Source organism: Blautia sp. MSK18_10 (assembly GCF_020553185.1).
Classification (GTDB): Bacteria; Bacillota; Clostridia; order Lachnospirales; family Lachnospiraceae; genus Blautia_A; species Blautia_A wexlerae.
On the sequence record NZ_JAJCGT010000052.1, the window covers coordinates 1 to 19,192 of the forward strand.

The 19,192-nt window shown below is 37.1% G+C and carries 17 protein-coding genes and 2 pseudogenes; 16 read left to right on the forward strand and 3 right to left on the reverse strand.

Annotated elements, in window-relative coordinates:
- Positions 1-83: 83 nt before the first annotated feature.
- Complete coding sequence (locus tag LI074_RS15150; RefSeq protein ID WP_265107680.1) at positions 84-1,406, reverse strand: ISL3 family transposase; 1,323 nt, start codon at positions 1,404-1,406, stop codon at positions 84-86.
- The gene (locus tag LI074_RS15155; protein WP_243240836.1) at positions 1,399-1,842 is read right to left on the reverse strand and encodes a transposase family protein; all 444 of its coding nucleotides are present in this window, start codon (positions 1,840-1,842) and stop codon (positions 1,399-1,401) included. The genes LI074_RS15150 and LI074_RS15155 overlap by 8 nt, the downstream gene beginning before the upstream one ends.
- Positions 1,843-1,933: 91 nt before the next feature.
- On the opposite strand from LI074_RS15155, the pseudogene LI074_RS15160 reads away from it, so the two are divergent.
- The 15 genes and pseudogenes from LI074_RS15160 to LI074_RS15230 all read left to right on the forward strand — a co-directional run.
- Positions 1,934-2,437: pseudogene (locus LI074_RS15160) on the forward strand (NAD-dependent epimerase/dehydratase family protein); the annotation flags it as partial.
- 15 nt (positions 2,438-2,452) lie between these two features.
- Positions 2,453-3,685 (forward strand): annotated as a pseudogene (locus tag LI074_RS15165) (nucleotide sugar dehydrogenase).
- Between the two features lie 21 nt (positions 3,686-3,706).
- Positions 3,707-4,270 (forward strand): VanZ family protein, encoded by a 564-nt coding sequence (locus LI074_RS15170; RefSeq protein WP_173698347.1) that lies wholly within the window; start codon positions 3,707-3,709, stop codon positions 4,268-4,270.
- A gap of 379 nt (positions 4,271-4,649) precedes the next feature.
- Entirely contained in the window at positions 4,650-5,576 is a 927-nt protein-coding gene (locus LI074_RS15175) for a hypothetical protein (RefSeq protein ID WP_173698348.1), read from the forward strand.
- Positions 5,569-6,600, forward strand: coding sequence for a DUF3696 domain-containing protein (locus tag LI074_RS15180; protein ID WP_173698349.1), 1,032 nt, complete (start codon positions 5,569-5,571; stop codon positions 6,598-6,600). Before LI074_RS15175 ends, LI074_RS15180 begins: the two co-directional genes overlap by 8 nt.
- Before the next feature lies 1 nt (position 6,601).
- Entirely contained in the window at positions 6,602-7,462 is an 861-nt protein-coding gene (locus LI074_RS15185; protein WP_173698350.1) for a hypothetical protein, read from the forward strand.
- 369 nt (positions 7,463-7,831) lie between these two features.
- A complete protein-coding gene (locus tag LI074_RS15190) occupies positions 7,832-9,061 on the forward strand; it encodes a GTP pyrophosphokinase (protein WP_173698351.1) in 1,230 nt (409 codons plus the stop codon).
- A gap of 41 nt (positions 9,062-9,102) precedes the next feature.
- On the forward strand, positions 9,103-9,528 hold the full coding sequence (locus LI074_RS15195) for a hypothetical protein (RefSeq protein WP_173698352.1): 426 nt from the start codon (positions 9,103-9,105) through the stop codon (positions 9,526-9,528).
- Between the two features lie 226 nt (positions 9,529-9,754).
- Complete coding sequence (locus LI074_RS15200; RefSeq protein ID WP_173698353.1) at positions 9,755-11,449, forward strand: IS1634 family transposase; 1,695 nt, start codon at positions 9,755-9,757, stop codon at positions 11,447-11,449.
- An 85-nt stretch (positions 11,450-11,534) separates the two neighbouring features.
- A complete protein-coding gene (gene gloA2, locus LI074_RS15205; protein WP_173698354.1) occupies positions 11,535-11,912 on the forward strand; it encodes an SMU1112c/YaeR family gloxylase I-like metalloprotein in 378 nt (125 codons plus the stop codon).
- A 278-nt stretch (positions 11,913-12,190) separates the two neighbouring features.
- Positions 12,191-13,408, forward strand: coding sequence for a hypothetical protein (locus LI074_RS15210; RefSeq protein ID WP_173698355.1), 1,218 nt, complete (start codon positions 12,191-12,193; stop codon positions 13,406-13,408).
- A 184-nt stretch (positions 13,409-13,592) separates the two neighbouring features.
- A complete protein-coding gene (locus LI074_RS15215; protein WP_008704353.1) occupies positions 13,593-14,429 on the forward strand; it encodes a deoxyribonuclease IV in 837 nt (278 codons plus the stop codon).
- A gap of 116 nt (positions 14,430-14,545) precedes the next feature.
- Positions 14,546-14,926: a hypothetical protein gene (locus LI074_RS15220; protein ID WP_020993842.1), complete on the forward strand. Its 381-nt coding sequence runs from the start codon at positions 14,546-14,548 to the stop codon at positions 14,924-14,926.
- A 151-nt stretch (positions 14,927-15,077) separates the two neighbouring features.
- A complete protein-coding gene (locus LI074_RS15225; protein WP_179962987.1) occupies positions 15,078-16,949 on the forward strand; it encodes an outer membrane protein assembly factor BamB family protein in 1,872 nt (623 codons plus the stop codon).
- 1,044 nt (positions 16,950-17,993) lie between these two features.
- Positions 17,994-18,791 (forward strand): hypothetical protein, encoded by a 798-nt coding sequence (locus LI074_RS15230; protein WP_173698356.1) that lies wholly within the window; start codon positions 17,994-17,996, stop codon positions 18,789-18,791.
- A gap of 27 nt (positions 18,792-18,818) precedes the next feature.
- On the opposite strand, the gene LI074_RS17995 is transcribed toward LI074_RS15230, so the two are convergent.
- Positions 18,819-19,109, reverse strand: a complete 291-nt coding sequence (locus LI074_RS17995) for a DUF6783 domain-containing protein (protein WP_320443424.1) — start codon at positions 19,107-19,109, stop codon at positions 18,819-18,821.
- On the opposite strand from LI074_RS17995, the gene LI074_RS18000 reads away from it, so the two are divergent.
- Positions 19,047-19,178: a DUF6783 domain-containing protein gene (locus tag LI074_RS18000; RefSeq protein ID WP_320443425.1), complete on the forward strand. Its 132-nt coding sequence runs from the start codon at positions 19,047-19,049 to the stop codon at positions 19,176-19,178. The two genes, LI074_RS17995 and LI074_RS18000, sit on opposite strands and share 63 nt — an antisense overlap.
- The last annotated feature ends 14 nt before the right edge of the window (positions 19,179-19,192 follow it).

Below are 19,192 nucleotides of genomic sequence, written 5' to 3' on the forward strand. Positions count from 1 at the left end.
GGTTTAGAGAGGGAGTCAGATGATGTCATAGTAGGCGAAAGCCGAAGGACTGAAAGTAAGCGCTTAATTGGTTCTTTCCATGCTTAGTTGAATTTAATGTGAAAAAGTTCTCCGAATAGCACTTTCGCTTTCAATAGTTCAAAACTGTTTCGACCATACATTACCCGTTTTATGACTTTGATTTTATTTACACTGCCTTCTGCTAAGCCATTATTATACGAATATATAATTCCATTTTTTACAGCAGTTATATCCTTTTTTATGCCGTTTATGAATGTTTGAAGTTCAGGGATATCATATTTTTGTGCTGCATTGATCCATTCATCTAATTTTGTAGGATTTTTAGAGAATATGACATTACAAAAGTCTTTGGTTAATGTATATAACTCACTCAATAAAGGATATTTTTTTAATACTTCCTGATACTGTTTGACAGTGATTGTGCCAATATCCTCGAGTTTTTTATAAACCAGCTGGCATAAGGATTTCCTTTGCACATATTCAGAATGCGGCTTTTCTGTTTCCTTCTGTTCATGCATTCGTGTTCTTTCTTTTTGCATAAACATTCGTAACGAAGCTACACTGCCAGTATATCCCTTTTTACAAATAATATCATGTATTTGGGGATACGTTAATCCCTGACTCCTGAGTTTTATTACCTCGTTCTCATATGGAGCTAATTTTCCTGGAATTCGAACATTATAGTGACCATTTGTAACTGAAAAATCAGGATTTAAATAATTTTGTATAGTCTTATGGGCACGGTGCATCTGAGATGCAATCTGCTCAATCGGATATCCTGCCAAAGCCATTTCTCTTGCTTCTTTTATTTCCTGTTCTTTTTGTTTTATTGCCAGCTGGTGTTGCCGTTCCCTGGCAATTTCCTTGCTTTCTGGAATCTGGTCTTCTGGAATTGCAAGATATTTTTGGATTGTTTTAGGTGATGAATGTAACAATAATGCTATATCCGATATGGTCAGTCCTTCCCTGCGTTTTTCATGGGCGAATTTTATACGCAATGACCGGTTTGCAGTGTTATATAATGCTTTCATTTCATCCGTAACGCTTTCTGTTAATGGTATTTCAACCCTTGCAGGAAACTCACGAAATATATATTTACAGATAACTTCCGAAAGTCCCTTTATCAAGTGAAAATGGTCACTAATCTGTATGACATCAGGATGAGAATTTGTAGCAGCGGATGCGTATGTAATGGCTCCATCCCTTGAAATAACTTCAATATTGTGAAACGTTTTCAGCCAGTTGCAGACAACATTTGTATCTCTTGACGGAATCATATCAACAATCCGATGATTTTCCAAATTTATCATAACTGTTCCATAAGAAAATCTTTTACGGAGAGCAAAGTCATCCACACATACCATTTTTACAGAAGATTTATCCACAATGGATGGCATTTTTTTTAAGCAGATCACAGATGCTGCTTTTGCAAACTGAAATATTTTCGCTTTTTAAAAGTTTAGAAGCATTCAACGAGCTTAGTTGGGATGATGTATATAAAACATTTTGGATTAACCTGTTCGTTTTTTTCGATTTAGCAGCCACAAATGGATGTTTCTCGGAAAAAGTTTTATGAGAACAGTCCAGATTCATACATCGCATTTTCCTGGTATCTACCAACAGAATGACCTTTTTTCCTTGCATAGGAAGATCTTGAATTTCTCTTTCATAAATAGAATGAACTTTAGATGTTTTTCTTCCACAAAACGGACATTCTAATTCAGCTATTGTTGATGCAATATGAAAAATCACTTTATCTTCTTTTATGCGATATTGTATTAATTCATAGGCTGGGTCAAGTAACTTAATAAATTCGTCCATATAAATATCCCTCTTGGTAAATATATTTTGAATGTATTATATAACTTTAACACATCAATTTCAACTAAGTGCGGAAAGAACCAATTAAGCGCTTACTTCTACAGGGCTTCGTTTCTTTACAGTGTACGGTCCGGCAGGACGTCCGGATATGGCGTATTTTGGATTCACAGATAAGCTTCGCAATAATGAAACTATCCGGATTTTCAATTATGGAAACTGCAAGCGTGATTTTACATATGTGGATGATATTGTAGAGGGTGTGAAGCGTGTGATGCAGGCGGCTCCTGAGAAGAAAGTGGGAGAGGATGGTCTGCCTGTTCCGCCGTATGCAGTCTATAATATTGGCAACAGTCATCCTGAGAATCTGCTGGAGTTTGTGGATATTTTGCAGCAGGAACTGATCCGTGCGGGAGTTCTTCCGGAGGATTATGATTTTGAGGCACATAAGGAATTGGTTCCCATGCAGCCGGGGGATGTGCCGGTGACTTATGCGGATACCACTGCGCTGGAGGAGGATTTTGGTTTCAGGCCATCTACTTCCCTGCGTGAGGGATTGAGAAAATTTGCCGGATGGTACAGAGAATTTTATATGTAGAAGGAGTTTTACGATATGAAGATAGCAGTAGCAGGTACAGGATATGTTGGTTTGTCGATTGCGACACTTTTATCACAGCATCATGAGGTGATGGCTGTGGATATTGTTCCGGAGAAGGTGGATCTGATTAATCAGAGGAAGTCTCCAATCTAGGATGAGTATATTGAGAAATATCTGGCTGAGAAGGATTTGGATCTTACAGCTACTCTGGATGCGGAGGCAGCATATAAGGATGCGGATTTCGTGGTGATCGCGGCACCTACCAATTATGACAGCAAGAAAAATTTCTTTGACACTTCTGCAGTGGAGGCGGTTATTCAGCTGGTGATCCGGTATAATCCGGATGCGGTAATGGTCATCAAGTCTACGATCCCGGTTGGTTTTACAGCCAGTGTGAGAGCGAAATATCACTGTGACAATATTATTTTCAGCCCGGAGTTTCTGCGTGAATCGAAGGCCTTGTATGACAACTTATATCCATCGAGGATTATCGTTGGTACAGATGTGGAGAATGCAAGGCTTGTAAAAGCTGCCAATACTTTTGCAGGGCTTTTGCAGGAAGGGGCGATCAAGGAGGATATTGATACCCTTATCATGGGATTTACTGAGGCTGAGGCTGTTAAGTTATTTGCCAATACATATCTGGCATTGCGTGTTTCCTATTTCAATGAGCTGGATACTTATGCGGAGATGAAGGGGCTGAACACACAGCAGATCATTAATGGTGTATGTCTGGATCCGCGTATTGGTTCACATTATAATAATCCTTCCTTTGGATATGGTGGATATTGTCTGCCGAAAGATACCAAGCAGCTTCTGGCTAATTATGCAGATGTACCGCAGAATATGATGTCTGCCATTGTAGAATCTAACAGAACACGTAAGGATTATATTGCAGAGCGTGTGCTGGAACTGGCCGGGGCTTATGAAGCGAATGATGTTTATGATGCATCTAAGGAGAAGGAAGTTGTTGTGGGTGTTTACCGCCTTACTATGAAATCCAATTCCGATAATTTCCGCCAGTCATCTATTCAGGGTGTTATGAAGCGTATTAAGGCCAAGGGAGCTACAGTGGTTATTTATGAGTCGACACTTGAGGATGGCAGTACATTCTTTGGAAGCAGGGTTGTAAATGATCTGGAGAAGTTTAAGGAAATGAGCCAGGCGATCATTGCAAACAGATATGATAAGAGCCTGGATGATGTAAAGGATAAGGTGTATACTAGGGATATCTTTTACAGAGACTGACGGGAAATAAGGGGATAGATAGTGGATATTTATCAGATTATTGTTACACATAACAGGAGCTGGACGATCAGGGAAATTATTGCTTTTGCAGTGGTTTTCCTGATTGCTGCATTTCTGGCGGCAGTATTATTAAAACAGCATAAAATAGTGGTCATGCAGGCGGTCTGTGGGCTGCTGCTTCTGACGTTTCTGGCGATTGTATTTGGTTCTACTGTTTTTACGAGGACTACGGGGATCAGGCAGTATCAGTTGGAGGTGTTCTGGTCGTGGAAGGAAATACTGGGGATTGGTAAATGTGGTAGATTGGGAAGCACTGCGGAGGGTAGCTTATTGCAGGAGAATCTGTTGAATATTCTGCTGCTTTTTCCGGCAGGGATTTTATTGCCGGGGGTGACAGGCAGGAAACTGAAATGGTGGATGGGATTGCTTGTGGGGATTACGGTATCATCTGCTATTGAGATCAGCCAGCTTTGGCTTTGCAGGGGATTGTTTGAGTTTGATGATATTATCCATAATAGTCTGGGGTGTATGCTGGGATGTTTGTTGGGGAATAGATTGTTAATGCTGTCGGGGAGAAAAGAATAGGGTAGATAAGTTCATAATATTCACGGAAAAAGTTGAGGTTTACGTGACTGACAGTCATCTATTCAGGGTGTCAGAAAACTATCGGAACTCAGGACAGATTCTTGTAATCAATATTTGAATATGGTATGATAAACGGGAGCAATAGGTGAGAGATGGTTCAATGATGCCTGTTGAGGGTTTTGTTGAGGTAATGTTTTAAGGCATTTCTGTGAAGGTTGTGAATTCATAGGGATGCTTTATGTATAATAGTATTTATTGATGATATTATGGAGAACAGGATGGAGAGAGGAATCGTGGCATTTATCTGCTCCGAGAATGAAATTAATTAGATTTTGGACTTTTTTGATGAAGTAGTGAAAATAATCAAAGGTGAAGATGCATGTATAATAATGAGCGAGTAATTATTGATACGCGAAAATATGATATAGACGAAATGCTTTTTCGGTATAAGCAAGGTAAAATTATATTTTATGAAAAAAAGTGTGCTACATGGAAGCGACGGGAAAAAGTAGTTCAAGACATAATAAAAGCTTTATTGAGAGGTATTCCATTTCCGCCGGTGTATGCATCAGAACTTCAGACGGGTGAACTTTTGATATTGGATAAGAGTGATAAGCTTCGTTTTTTGTTGGAATATCTTGCTCATGGAGATGTTTTAAATGATGATAAAAATGTTGATTATGACAGGTATTGGGAACGAACAATTCTATATTCGACAGCCATGTTATATGTAATTGATTATATGAATCCCAGATATATGCATATGCAAGTTGGTAAGTTTGTCGAAGAATGGACTGCGATGCAGGAGCAAAGCGTGTGGAATGTACTGTATCATGGGGATGATATAAATATTTTGAAATATATGATAAAAGAAGCGCGGCATTACAGATTTACAAAATTAAATTTACAGTATTATCTGATGCATTATCTGATGGTTGATTTTGTAGTGTGTGATTTGTCAAATGAATTTGAATATGAACGTTTTGATAGATTTCAATTATTGGAAAAAACTCTGAATAAACTGGAGTATAAGAGTAGAAAGGATTTGAAGAATCTGTCCAATGAATTTAACAGGATTTATTTTGGAATTTATCAAAATTTATTTTTTAAAAACAAAAATACAGAAGAGAAAATGAAATATTTGTGTTTTATGTATATATATGAAAAGATTTATAATAAGTCTGATATTTATGCTGTGTTTAATTTAAAAGATACCCAAAATAGAATAGAAAATTGGGATATGAGTTATAAGAGCATCAGGGATATGGTTAAATTTATTGAAAAAGGAAATAGGATTTATGATTAAAAAAATTGATATTAAGGGTTTTAAATCTTTTGATTCTGTATCACTTGAACTAAATAATTTTACATTACTTGCCGGACGTAATTCAATGGGAAAGACGAGTGTTATACAGGCTGTTTTTGCAATGCTGCAGGATGGAAATAATCCATTTCGTGGGGAGTATATGAACATTGGCAGTGTGAATGAACTGTTAAATGCAATAGTGAGAAGCAGTGAAATAGAATTTAATATGGAATATGAATACGATGGAAAGATAGACAGAGTATCTAAAAAAATAACTAAGCAGGGAACAGACTCAGAAGGAAAAACGGAGAAAAAAATAAAATTAATTTACTGTTCTTCTGATAGAATTGGAGTAAAGGATACTTATGAGAAGTATCTTGGAGATGAAATTGTAATTGGTAAGAATTGCGATTATGTATTTCATTATTTAAATGCATATGATGAAATGGAACTGGATAAAGACAGGGACTTTGTATATGATTCAAAATCAAAACTAACTTTTGGAGGACAGGTGAACTTCTGGCTGAATAAGATTATGGGATATCAGGTTAAAGCCAGAGAGATAGAAAAGACAGAGTTTATTCAGGTGTTATACAGGAATGAGAAAGTTTTATTTGAAATGCGTCCGAAGAATGTTGGTACTGGTGTGACATATATAACGGAGCTGATTATCGCAGCACTAGCATGTAAAGAAGGTGATTTACTGATTATAGAAAATCCTGAAATTCATCTGCATCCGTCAGGACAATCGGAACTAGTTGAATTTCTTGCTTTTCTTGCTCAGTGTGGAGTACAGATTATTGTTGAGACACATAGTGACCATATATATAATGGAATTAGAAAAAGTATACGTCTGGATCAGATAGATTCTGATAAAGTCAATATATATTCATTTACTCAGGACACAAAAGGGTGTAGTATTCCGATAAAAATACCAGTTAATGGAGATGGAAAGGCTTTGAATAATGCAGAAGGCTTTTTTGATCAGATAGACAAAGATTTAAATGTCATTTTAGGGTGGTAATATGGATTTTCTGTTGAATGAACTGTCTCTGTGTGGACAATTTAAAGACACTGATTCTTTTTTAAAATCACTGGCCTGTATGGTTAAGTGTATAGAATTAATCCATCAAAATGGTGGTGCTGATATGCAGATATATAAAACTATGGATTTTTATAACTGCAATGTGACAGAAACTGTGAAATTGTGTCAAATGAAAAATTATGGAGTTTCGGATGAACTGTTAAAGTTTAAAATAAAATTGGATAATGAAATTTATGAGGAGCCTATGTGGGATAGAAATCCGTTTCATGATATAGAGCAAAAATTTGAATGGAATGGTCAAGATGTTTCTGCAACTTCATTGGCAGAAGCTGTGGTGAGAAGGGGAACTCTGTTATCGTTTTGTATGGACATATTTAAGGATTGTGAATTGTCTGTTTATAATAATGAAAAAGAATGTTCTATAATATCCGTACATAGTCCTCAATATTTAGTAGAAAAACATAGAAATATTTTGAACATTGACAGAAAAACATTTTTGCAGATCAGGTATGAGGGCAGTCGCATTGACTGTAGTTTATTGGAGACAAAGTATGGTCCGGAATATTTGGAAAAAAATGAGTTCCGGGAACTCATTTCCACATTAGATAAATTTATACAACATAATTCATGGGAAACAATCGCAGTAGATGATGGTTTGGAGTATAAAAAATATACGCCGGGAAGTGAAAATGAAAATTGGTTTTCTGGAAGGAAATATAAGGGAAAAACGATTATGAAGTTTAGATTTAGCAGTGTACTGAGATGCTTTGGATATCGTAAGGAAGACAGATTTCGAATTTTGAGAATTGAACGTGATCATAAAATAAGTGATCATGGATGATTAAATGTGAACTTCCAGAAAAAACTTCTCTAAACAAATCAAAGATAAAAAAGGGGAAAGTGGGATAAGGTTTGAAGATTACAGACACATGTATAGAAGAATTTCCTGTAGGATTTATAGGAGAAAATACGTTTATATGTGGTATCGGGGTAATATTACAGAGTATTGCGTAGACAGAGCTTGGCGAACTTGATGCGGAGAATAATACGATATTGGTGATATATGTCGGATTTTATATGGATGGGATTAAAAAAATGTGATATTGACGGATGCCAAGGTCAGGCTCTATAAGAGTTAGTAGTGAAAGCTTTACAAAAAAATTATAAAGCGTGAGAATATACTAATAAAGTGAAGATTGGTGGAAAATACATGGGGATTATTGAAGAGTTTGTACAACACTATAAAAAAGAATATGATTTTTATGAAATGGTAAGTAAACTGGTAGCTCAGCAAATGGAGAGTAGTCTGCATGAGGCAGGAATCAGGGCTATTGTTACATATCGTGCAAAAAATCCAGAGCGTTTGTTAGCAAAATTATATCAGCGAAATGAAGAGCGTGATAGTAAATATTCGAGTTTGGATGATATTTATTCAGATATTTGCGATTTGTCAGGAGTTCGTGTGGCATTGTACTTTCCAAAAGACCGTGATAAAGCTGGAGATATAATAAGGGAAAATTTTACTCTTCTTGAAGAACCTAAATTATTCCCGAAAGAGAAAGAAACACCGAATTATAATAAACGGTTTTCTGGTTATTGGGCAAGACATTATAGAGTTCAACTAAAAGACAATTCCTTACAGGATACTCAAAAAAGATATGTAAATTCAAAAACCGAAATACAGGTTGCATCTGTCTTAATGCATGCATGGTCAGAGGTTGAACATGATTTAGTATATAAGCCACTGAATGGAACTCTGTCAGAAGAGGAATTGGCAATCCTGGATGAATTAAACGGACTGGTTCTGGCGGGAGAAATAGCACTTGAACGTTTGCAGATTGCAGGAACAGCTCGAATTCTTAAAGAAAAAATGTTTAATAATCAATATGATTTGGCGTCTTATCTTTATGACAAATATGGAGATAAGCTTAAAAATAAAAGACAGCAATTAGGAAATGTAGAGCTATTATTCAGACTAATGAAGCAATGCGATGTAAATACTTCCTCTGATTTAGCTCCATATTTAACTCCATTAACATTTAATGAAGATGTAAGATCGTTATGTGATCAGATTTCAGATAATATAATAATGGGAAATGATAAACGTTATATGATATATTCTAAATTGAAATCTTCAGATCTAAGTTCAGACATTGAATTAAGAGAAGCGATGGGAGAATTTATGGTACAATGGATTCATTTAGAGGAACTTGTATCAAAATTAACAGTAAATCAGAACATAAGAACGCGTTCACCTTTTAGTGTAAATAATTTAAAGCGTATTTTTCCAGATAGTGAGTTGAAAAAAGTTCTTGAATTAAGAAGATATCGAAATTTGATGGTGCATGGAGTAGAATTTCCACCTGTTGATCAAATAAAATATATGACAAATGAGGTTGAGAGAGTATGTAAATATTTAGAAAACAAGAAAAAAATGTAATTGGTTTTAAGTAGAATTATTACTGAAAGGATATATGTTATATGCCAAATTTAGACGAATTATCATTAAGAAAAATAATAGGTTTGATCTTGGATTTTTATAAAGATCCTTGTGGATATTTAGAAGACGAAGTTGAGAACTATCCAGAAGTAGAGGAATTTGTAATAGAAGGGTATGCTGTTTTGAAAGGAGAAAGATATAAATTATCGGAAACAGGAGAGCAGTTTTTACATAAATATATTAAGGATATTTCTGAAAAATTCATTCAATACATAAGAGAACAAAATTACAGATTGTCATTTCCTGAAATTGCAAGTTGGTTTTATGAAGAATATAATTTGGAATCTATAGAAGATGGCGAAGATATAGCTGATTATATATGTAAAAATCTAGACCATTATGGATATGCTTATGGAATAGTCTATAATTCAAGCGAAGGAGAGGTATATCAATTTCATGTTGTATAGTAAGATCCTTAACTTCCTGAAAAAGTAACACTCAAAAAATGGCAGGTTGTAAAAAGCCTTGAAAAATAGGGATTTTCAGTGTGAATTTCCAGTAATTTTTCAGCCTAAAGAAAAAAGAGCGAAATAAAATCATAAAAAATCCCGGTTTTCTGCGCTTTTCCATTGCAGACAGTCGAGAAATATAGTACAATTATTTTAGGTGGATAACCGCCTAAAAGGAGGCGCTATGTATCTGGATTTTTTAGTGAAAGTACCAACCGTAAAAGGCAAGATCACACGAAGAAAAAAGTCAAATGTTGTATATATAGAGTATGAGTATGACCGGGTTTATGATCCATCCCGGAAGTATACTTTTCCCAAAAGAGTAACAATCGGAAAACTGTCAGATACAGATCCGGAATTCATGAAACCGAATCAAAATTTCCTGAAATATTTCCCTGATGCAGAGCTTCCGGAAAGCAAAAGTAGGACTTCCAGAAGCAGCTGTCTCAGGGTAGGAGCATACTTTGTACTGCGTAAGATTATAGAAGAATGCAGCTTGAACGATATCCTTGGAAAGTATTTTAGATCGCGTGATATAGGGCTGTTTTTAGATCTGGCGGTTTATTCAATCATAGCAGAAAATAATGCAGCACAGTATTATCCGGATTATACATATGACCATCCGCTTTTTACGGAAAAGATGAAACAATACAGTGATTCAACCGTATCAGATTTTCTGAATTCAGTAACAGATGACCAGAGTACAGGCTTTCTGAATACATGGAATGAGTCACGGAATTACCGCGAAAAGATCTATATTTCTTATGATTCAACGAATAAAAACTGTCAGGCCGGAGATATAGAAATGGTCGAATTTGGGCATCCGAAAGTAGATATGGGAGAGCCGGTATTTAATTATGCAGTTGCGTATGACACTCATAATCAGGAACCATTATTTTATGAAAAATATCCAGGAAGTCTGAATGATATCTCCCAGCTTCAGTTCATGCTGGATAAAGCATCCGGATATGGTTATAAGAAGATCGGCTTCATTCTGGACAGAGGTTATTTCAGCTGCGAGAATATACAATATATGGACAAATGTGGGTATAGTTTTGTTATCATGGTGAAAGGGATGTCTGCCCTTGTGAATGAACTGATCCTGGAAAATAAAGGGACATTTGAAAATAAGCGAGTAAACAATATCTATGAATATGGAGTTTACGGAAAGACAATACGGCACAAACTGTATGCAAGTGATAAAAAAGAGCGTTATTTTCATTTGTATCATAGCATTTCAAAAGAAAGCGCAGAACGGATAGAGATTGAAAAACGGATCAACCAGATGACGCAGTATCTGAAAAAGCACCAGAATAAGGTAAAGGAATTCGGTCCTGGATTTGAGAAGTATTTTAACCTTCATTATGATGAAAAGAGCCAGGCTTTTATACTACCGGAAGAACGGTGCAGTGTGGTAGAAAGAGAACTGAATCTGGCAGGATATTTTTGTATCGTTACATCGGAAAAGATGAGTGCGAAAGAAGCAATCGAACTGTATAAGAGCAGGGATGTATCGGAGAAACTATTCCGCGGAGACAAATCATATCTGGGGAATAAGAGCATCCGGGTGTATTCAGAAGAATCAGCAAGAGCGAAGATATTTGTTGAATTTGTAGCCATGATAGTGCGCTGCAAGATGTATATAAAACTAAAAGGAGAAATGAAAAAACTGGATAAGAAACTGAACTATATGACTGTACCGGCGGCAATAAAAGAGCTGGAAAAAATAGAAATGGTACGTCAGTTAGACAATATATACCGTCTGGATCATGCAGTAACAGCGAACCAGAAAGTAATATTGAAAGCCTTTGGACTGGATGCGAATAGTATAAAATACTTTGCATCAAAGCTGAGTAAGGAACTGAAAGAAGCAGAATAAGGAATGACTATTCCACATATATCGTTACTGTGATAAAATGTAAGAAAATATGTATCAACATATGAAAAACGGAGGAGAGAGAGTTATGTTCGATACCATTCATCATATTGCAATTATTGGAAGCGATTATGAAAAATCAAAACATTTTTATGTGGATCTGCTTGGATTTAAGGTGATCAGAGAGAATTATCGAAAAGAACGTGATGATTACAAGATTGATCTGGCATGTGGGCCGCAGGAAATAGAACTTTTTATCATAAAAAATGCTCCAGCTCGTGTAAATTATCCAGAAGCATTGGGATTACGCCATCTGGCATTTAAAGTTGAGAATGTAGATGATACAGTAAAAGCATTGAATGGGAAAGGAATTGAAACAGAGCCGGTACGTTTGGATGATTACACAGGAAAGAAAATGACATTTTTCCATGATCCGGATGGACTTCCATTGGAAATTCATGAGTAGAAAATAGCATAAAGTAGAAAAAGACAGATGCAGATAAGAGATATTCCCACATCTGTCTTTTTTTGTGCAGATTATCCTGAAAGCAGAATTCTTTTATGAAAAATCACCTCATAATCTTTCTGTGAAAAAAAACAAAATAAAAAATCTAAAACGATTTTATCCAAAGTAGCTTGATAGAATGAACTCATCAAATGAAAGAGACAAAACAAATTAGTTTTTTTACAGAAAGATAGATTATTTTACAAGAAAGATAATTCTTTTACAGGAGGAGAAAAATCATGGATAAAAAAAGAGAATTTTATGACTGCCTGCTTAATACGGCCCCGGTACTCAAGGAGAGTCAGACATTTTATATGTCTATGCAAAGAGAGGGAATAGTGGGGCTGCGCAGGCAGTTTCGGTTTCAGAACAGTTCCTGCACACAACAAAAAGATCTGGATGCTCCGTATGTTACATCCGTCAGGGAATTTCTGGAGAAAGAAAGTAACAGAAAAAAAAGCACACTGTTCCTTGTGTCTGACAGAGAGAAAACAGCGGTCAAAGCAGCCACATGCTTATGGAACATGAAACGAAACATCGAAAAAGAAACGTCAGAAGAAAATAAGATGTATGACTATGATGAAGATGATGAATATGCACAGGAATTGGAAGAGTTCGAACGGGCTGATGATACAGAGGAGATTTATTTCTCAGATATCGTAGCAGATTTGAAAGAACAGGAAAACTCAGAACAGGAAGAAATGGGAGGTTGTGAAATGATTGATTTTACAGAACAGTATAAGGTTCCGGCAGGAATGCCGGTAAATTACATAAAAGCGGTTGAGGGATTACAAGGAGATGAAACGCTGCTGTTTATGGGGCTTGATGATGGAGTAGATGTACGGGAGAAATTAAGATGTATTGAAATTGCGAATGCAGAAATGAAATGTATCTGGATTATGCCACAGCAGCGGGAAGAACCATGGGTACTTTCCGCACAGATCAGAGATGATGCAGAAGTTTTGATTCTGAAAGAGATAACACTCTCTTACTATGAAAAACTGGCAGAAATGCTGCTGCAGCAGACAGGTTATCGTCTAGAGAAAGAGCTGAGCCTCAAGGAACTCGTTAACCGAATTTACGCGAGGATAGGAGACGAAATTGATGAAGAGTGTATCGCGTGGTTTCTGGATAAAGCGGCAGAAGAATCGCAGGACAGCCGCAAAATTTTACGCCCCGGAGATTTCAGACAGCTTGATCTGAATAAACCATCTGCCATAAGCCGTCTGCAGACAATGACAGGCCTGAAAGATATGAAGAGAATGGCTCTTGAATATCAGGCAATATTTGCAGAACAGCTAAGGAATCCGAAGCTGAGAAAGCTCCATAATAACATGATATTCTATGGAAACCCGGGAACCGGAAAAACTACTTGTGGAGAAATCATGGCGCAGCTGCTTCTGGAGAACGGTGTAAGCAATGGTGTTTTTGTCTCCTGCTTGGCTAAGTTACTGTGAATGGAGTGAACAGTAACGTCTTTTTGACGTAAAATTGTTTATAACAGTAAAAATGTTTAACAAAATCTGTTAAAATGCTATAATGCAGATATGAAAAAGATAATCTTGAGAAAATCCATAATGTATGATAAAAGGATTGCTATAAACTGGTACTGTGAAAATACGACAGAATAGGAGTAAAAAAATGTTATATATAGGAAATCACACAAGCTCATCCCGGGGATATCTTGCAATGGGGAAGCAGATGCTGGCAAATGGCGGTAACACATTTGCATTTTTTACCAGAAATCCAAGAGGAGGGAAAGCCAAAGACATTGATCCGCAGGATGTGCAGGCATTTGGGCAGCTGGCAGAAGAGAATCATTTTGGAAAGCTGGTGGCTCATGCGCCTTACACTATGAACTGCTGCGCTGCCAAAGAAAACCTCAGGGATTTTGCCAGAGAAATCATGGCAGATGATCTGAGACGTCTGGAAATGACACCGGGAAATTATTACAATTTTCATCCGGGCAGTCACGTAGGACAGGGTGCAGAAGTAGGAATCAGTAAAATTGCAGAAATTCTCAATGAAGTGCTGACAAAAGATCAGAGTACGATTGTACTTCTGGAAACTATGTCAGGAAAGGGCACAGAAGTAGGAAGAAATTTCGAAGAACTTCGTCAGATCATTGACAGGGTGGAGTTAAAAGATAAATTAGGTGTTTGTCTGGATACCTGTCATGTCTGGGATGGTGGATATGATATTGTAAACGATCTTGACAGCGTATTTGAAGAATTTGACCGGATAATAGGTCTGGACAGACTAAAAGCCATCCATTTAAATGACAGCATGAATCCCCTTGGCAGCCATAAGGACCGCCATGCCAGAATCGGAGAAGGTGAAATAGGACTGGAGGCACTTGTCCGCGTGATCAATCATCCTGCCACAGAGGGAATTCCGTTTATTCTGGAGACACCAAATGACGATGAGGGATGGACTCATGAGATTGCGTTGCTCAGAAATGAGTATAAACAGAAATGAGTATAAATATATCTGTCCGAGTCAGGAAGATAAATTGGGGCGTGCTGACAAGTTGTAAGTGCAAATCAAAAGAGTAGGAGTGAGATCAAAAGGAAGGAATGCAGGAAAGATCAGAGATGCAGCAAAGACAAGGATATCAGGCAGTAGAGAAGCTGAGAAAAACACTGGACGAGAAGTATCTGTGGGAGGTTATTTTACTCTATGCAGGTGAGAGTTTCAAAACCTATACAGGGCTTCCGTTCACTTATGAAGTAAGAAAGGGGCGGAATGGAGACTACACAAGGGAATTGTGGATCGACCGTAGGGAGAACAGTAAGAGTCTGGCGTTAAGTTCAGTGCTGCTGGCATTGAGAAACATAAAGAAGGTGGGAGCTGTGGTTGACAGACCCAAAGCTCTGGGCGACATCCGCGGAGTGAGTTATATCTATGGAATGTTCTACTGCTTTGGGCTGATCGATGTGCCGGATACAGCCAGGCAGAAGATGAAGTGTCTGTGAAAGCAGTATGCGAGAGTGCTGTCAGATAGTATGTTGTCAGATTGTAGCTTTTGGGGTTACTTTATCTGTGCTTGTATGATAAATTTTATTATGTATTATGCATGATTATTATATGTGAATTTCACATGATATGTTTTTTAGGAGGAAAGGTATGAATAAGAAGAAAAACGTGGATTCCGGGAGAAAGTCTGCAAGACCGGATTACATTCAGAAAACAATATCACAGAAAAGTTCAGGAAAACGCAGTGGAAAAGTTTTCTTCCCCAAAACCCTCATAAAGACTGGGGGGATTATAATTTTTGTACTTCTGCTTGGGTTTGCAGGAAACAAGTTTTTCCTGTCTGTCAGCAAAACAGACAGCGGGAAGGTGAAGGCCGTATCAGCTTCAGGTGCAGATGAGGAAAAAGAAGGCAGGATAATCGAAAAAACTAAAAAAACTAAAGAAATTAAAGAAACCAAAGATGTGGTTGAAATGAAAAAGACTAAAGAGATTAATTTTCAGCCTCATTGTGTGGATTCTACAAAACCGGAAAATCTGATCAGCTATACTAATATTGAGGTGGATGGAAACGTACTTGAAAATATTGGAGATTATAAGGCTGATGGTGATATTTCCTTTAATATAGGACAGGATTATACAGATGTGGATGGGATCGTCACATTTCGCGGAAACAGTTTTCGCGATACCCCTTCCCATGGTTATGCAGATATGACTGATTTCAGGCTGAACAAACTATGGTCTGCAGATACAGGTTCTCTTTCTTCGGGCAGTGCAGTCTGGACAGGAAGTGGCTGGACAGGACAGCCGCTTATGATGAAATGGTCAAAAGAAGTTAAAGCACATATGAATATGACAGAGAAAGCAAAGGCAGATGATGAACTGGTTGAGGTGATTTATGCCTGTATGGATGGATATGTGTATTTTCTGGATCTGAGAACGGGAGAAAAGACACGTGACCCATTATATCTGGGATATACTTTTAAGGGTGCGGGTGCCCTTGATCCGAGAGGATATCCGATTATGTATGTTGGCGCCGGATATAACAGCAACGAAGGAACTGCAAAGGTATTTGTAGTAAACTTGCTGGATTGTAGTGTTATGTATACTTTTGGAGACAATGATGAGTTTTCACTCAGAGGAAGTCTGAGCTTTTTTGACGGATCAGCACTTGTGGATGCAGAGACAGATACCCTGATCTATCCGGGAGAGAACGGAATCCTGTATCTGATCAGGCTGAATACAAAATATGATCTGAACAGTGGGACTTTATCCATTGATCCGGGCAGAACTGTAAAATGGCGCTACTATGGAACAAGAAGCAGTACAGAGTCTTTCTGGCTTGGAATGGAAGACAGTGCGGCAATCTATAAAGGCTATATATTTATGACCGATAATGGGGGAAATCTTATGTGTCTGGATCTGAACACTCTTCAGCTGGTATGGGTTCAGGATACATTGGATGATTCTAATTCAACGCCTGTTCTGGAAATCGAAAAAGGACATCTGTATCTGTATGTAAGTACTTCCTTCCGCCTTGGATGGAGAAGTTATGACACAGCCACTGTCCCTGTCTGGAAGATTGATGCAGAAACCGGCGAGATCGTGTGGCATACAGATTATGAATGTACTACTGATGACGGTGTCTCCGGTGGAGTCCAGTCTACGATTGCCTGTGGAAAGAACAGCCTTGCTGATTATATATATGTGACAGTGGCAAAGACCTCTGACAATGCATCGGGAGTTCTTGCCTGTCTGAGAAAATCTGACGGATCTAAAGCATGGGAGGATTCTTCCTCATATGCCTGGTCTTCTCCGGTGTGCGTTTATAACAAAGACGGATCAGGAAAGGTTCTTTATTGCAACAGTACAGGTGATATCTGCCTTCTTGATGGTAAAACAGGTAAACAGGAAGATGTATTATCTGTCAGCGAGGGTGTGATAGAGGCTTCCCCGGCTGTCTACGATAACTATGCGGTTGTAGGCACCAGGGACTGTAAAATATGGGGAATCAGGCTGCAGTAAATATGAATATAGTAAAGATGAATACAGTTTATGCGAATACAGTCTATGCGAATACAGTCTATATGAATGCAATCTATGCGAATACAATCTGTATGAATACAGTTTGTATAGAATGATTCATGGTTCTATTGTGACGACAATTAAGAAATTTAGACGCAAGATTGTTCAAGAATCAACTTGTTGGCACAATATGTTAATATGGTGGTGTTGCTGCTGCCTATAGTAATTTTGTTTAACCAAATCAAGCAAGTCCCCTGATTTAATTGCCAAAAGCAATAAGCAGTGGGTGGGGGACTTGCTTATAACCTGTTTTCCTGTTTATATTCACATCCGTTAACTGATGACTATAAATCTAAAGAATTCAAAATAAGTCAATGAAATTATGAAGTTGGTTTGACTTAAAATCATAAAACTTCCAATCAAGTCAAGCATTCCTTTGAGATGAGATGACTTAAAATCACAAAACTTCCAATCAAGTCAAGCATTCCTTTGAGATGAGATGACTTAAAATCACAAAACTTCTAATCAAGTCAAGCATTCCTTTGAGATGAGATGACTTAAAATCACAAAACTTCTAATCAAGTCAAGCATTCCTTTGAGATGAGATGACTTAAAATCACAAAACTTCTAATTAAGTCAAGCATTCCTTTGAGATGAGATGACTTAAAATCACAAAACTTCTAATTAAGTCAAGCATTCCTTTGAGATGAGATGACTTAAAATCACAAAACTTCTAATCAAGTCAAGCATTCCTTTGAGATGAGATGACTTAAAATCACAAAACTTCTAATTAAGTCAAGCATTCCTTTGAGATGAGATGACTTAAAATCACAAAACTTCTAATTAAGTCAAGTACTTCCCTGAGATGAGATGACTTAAAATCACAAAACTTCCAATCAAGTCAAGTACTTCCCTGAGATGAGATGACTTCGAATCACAGAATTCCCAATCAAGTCAAGCCCTCCCTGAGCTAGGTTGACTTCAAATCATAAATCCCCCCAATCACAAATTAATCAATTAAAACTAAGAAAAGAGGAGAAGAATATGCAGGGATTACGAAATATGCTATTACAGGAACAGAAACATTTGCAGGAAATTGCAGATAAAGCCAGGATGGGTATGAGTGTAGAACCAGAAGGACATCTTCGGATTTCTAGGGATAAAAACAAGCCTCGATATTATCAATGTATAGATGGTAATAATGAAATTTATATTCCGAGGTCGAATAAAGAGCTGCCTAAACTGCTGGCACAGAGAACATATAATAGAACTGTGTTGAAAAAAGTAGAAGCAAGGCTTAAACAAATAGGAAAAATACTGCAGGACTATACAGATGATGAAATTGAAAAAATTTATACATCAATGCACAAAGAAAGACAATTGTTGGTGACACCAATAGAACCAACATGGAATCAATTACTTATGAAATGGTATGAAGAAGAATATCATGGAAAAGAATTTAAAGAAGGAGTACCGGTAATTCTTACTGAAAAGGGGGAAAGGGTAAGATCTAAATCCGAAAAAATAATTGCAGATTATTTTTACAGAAAGAATATTCTCTATAAATATGAGAAACCACTTTATTTGAATGGGTATGGCATAGTATATCCGGATTTTACATTACTTTCCAGAAAAACAGGAAAGGAAATTTATTGGGAACATGAAGGAATGATGGATGATCAGGAATATGCAAGAAAAGCAGTACAAAAAATAGAATCTTATCAAATGAACGATATTTATCAGGAAGATCGGTTGATTCTTACTTTTGAAACCAAACAATGTGTTTTAAATTCAAAAATAATAGAAAATCTGACATCCAGATATTTGTTTGAAACGATCTAACTGAAATAAGGTAACTGGAATCAAGTATTAAATCAGCTGATTGTCCTTTACGGACAACGGTTTACTGCTTATCTGTAAGAGAAAGGAAAAGTAGGAATGGAGAAGCTTTTTTAAGTCACTCCATTCCTGTTCTTTGTCTATTCTTCCGGCATGTATATTATTGCCAGAAATTTCCAATCCTATTCTAGAACATGTTTGAAAAATCATTTCCACAATTTGCACACCCCATTTTGCGGTATATTTTTCCCGAATTCGATTGCCGTAGCCCGCTACGATGCCCTCATCCGGACAAAATCTTCCACAAATTGTGACGCACATCTTTCGAAAAGCATTTTTCAAACACGCTCTAGAGCGTGTCTGAAAAACATTTTAAATTGTTTATTTTAACCAAATTAATATTG

Bases quoted from the DNA above. Each gene is read 5' to 3' on its own strand.
- LI074_RS15215 (WP_008704353.1), top strand. From the start codon at position 13,593: ATGTTATATATAGGAAATCACACAAGCTCATCCCGGGGATATCTTGCA.
- LI074_RS15180 (WP_173698349.1), top strand. From the start codon at position 5,569: ATGATTAAAAAAATTGATATTAAGGGTTTTAAATCTTTTGATTCTGTA.
- LI074_RS15220 (WP_020993842.1), top strand. From the start codon at position 14,546: ATGCAGCAAAGACAAGGATATCAGGCAGTAGAGAAGCTGAGAAAAACA.
- LI074_RS15175 (WP_173698348.1), top strand. From the start codon at position 4,650: ATGTATAATAATGAGCGAGTAATTATTGATACGCGAAAATATGATATA.
- gloA2 (WP_173698354.1), top strand. From the start codon at position 11,535: ATGTTCGATACCATTCATCATATTGCAATTATTGGAAGCGATTATGAA.
- LI074_RS15210 (WP_173698355.1), top strand. From the start codon at position 12,191: ATGGATAAAAAAAGAGAATTTTATGACTGCCTGCTTAATACGGCCCCG.
- LI074_RS15195 (WP_173698352.1), top strand. From the start codon at position 9,103: ATGCCAAATTTAGACGAATTATCATTAAGAAAAATAATAGGTTTGATC.
- LI074_RS15230 (WP_173698356.1), top strand. From the start codon at position 17,994: ATGCAGGGATTACGAAATATGCTATTACAGGAACAGAAACATTTGCAG.
- LI074_RS15225 (WP_179962987.1), top strand. From the start codon at position 15,078: ATGAATAAGAAGAAAAACGTGGATTCCGGGAGAAAGTCTGCAAGACCG.
- LI074_RS15185 (WP_173698350.1), top strand. From the start codon at position 6,602: ATGGATTTTCTGTTGAATGAACTGTCTCTGTGTGGACAATTTAAAGAC.
- LI074_RS15200 (WP_173698353.1), top strand. From the start codon at position 9,755: ATGTATCTGGATTTTTTAGTGAAAGTACCAACCGTAAAAGGCAAGATC.
- LI074_RS15190 (WP_173698351.1), top strand. From the start codon at position 7,832: ATGGGGATTATTGAAGAGTTTGTACAACACTATAAAAAAGAATATGAT.
- LI074_RS15155 (WP_243240836.1), bottom strand. From the start codon at position 1,842: ATGGACGAATTTATTAAGTTACTTGACCCAGCCTATGAATTAATACAA.
- LI074_RS17995 (WP_320443424.1), bottom strand. From the start codon at position 19,109: ATGTGCGTCACAATTTGTGGAAGATTTTGTCCGGATGAGGGCATCGTA.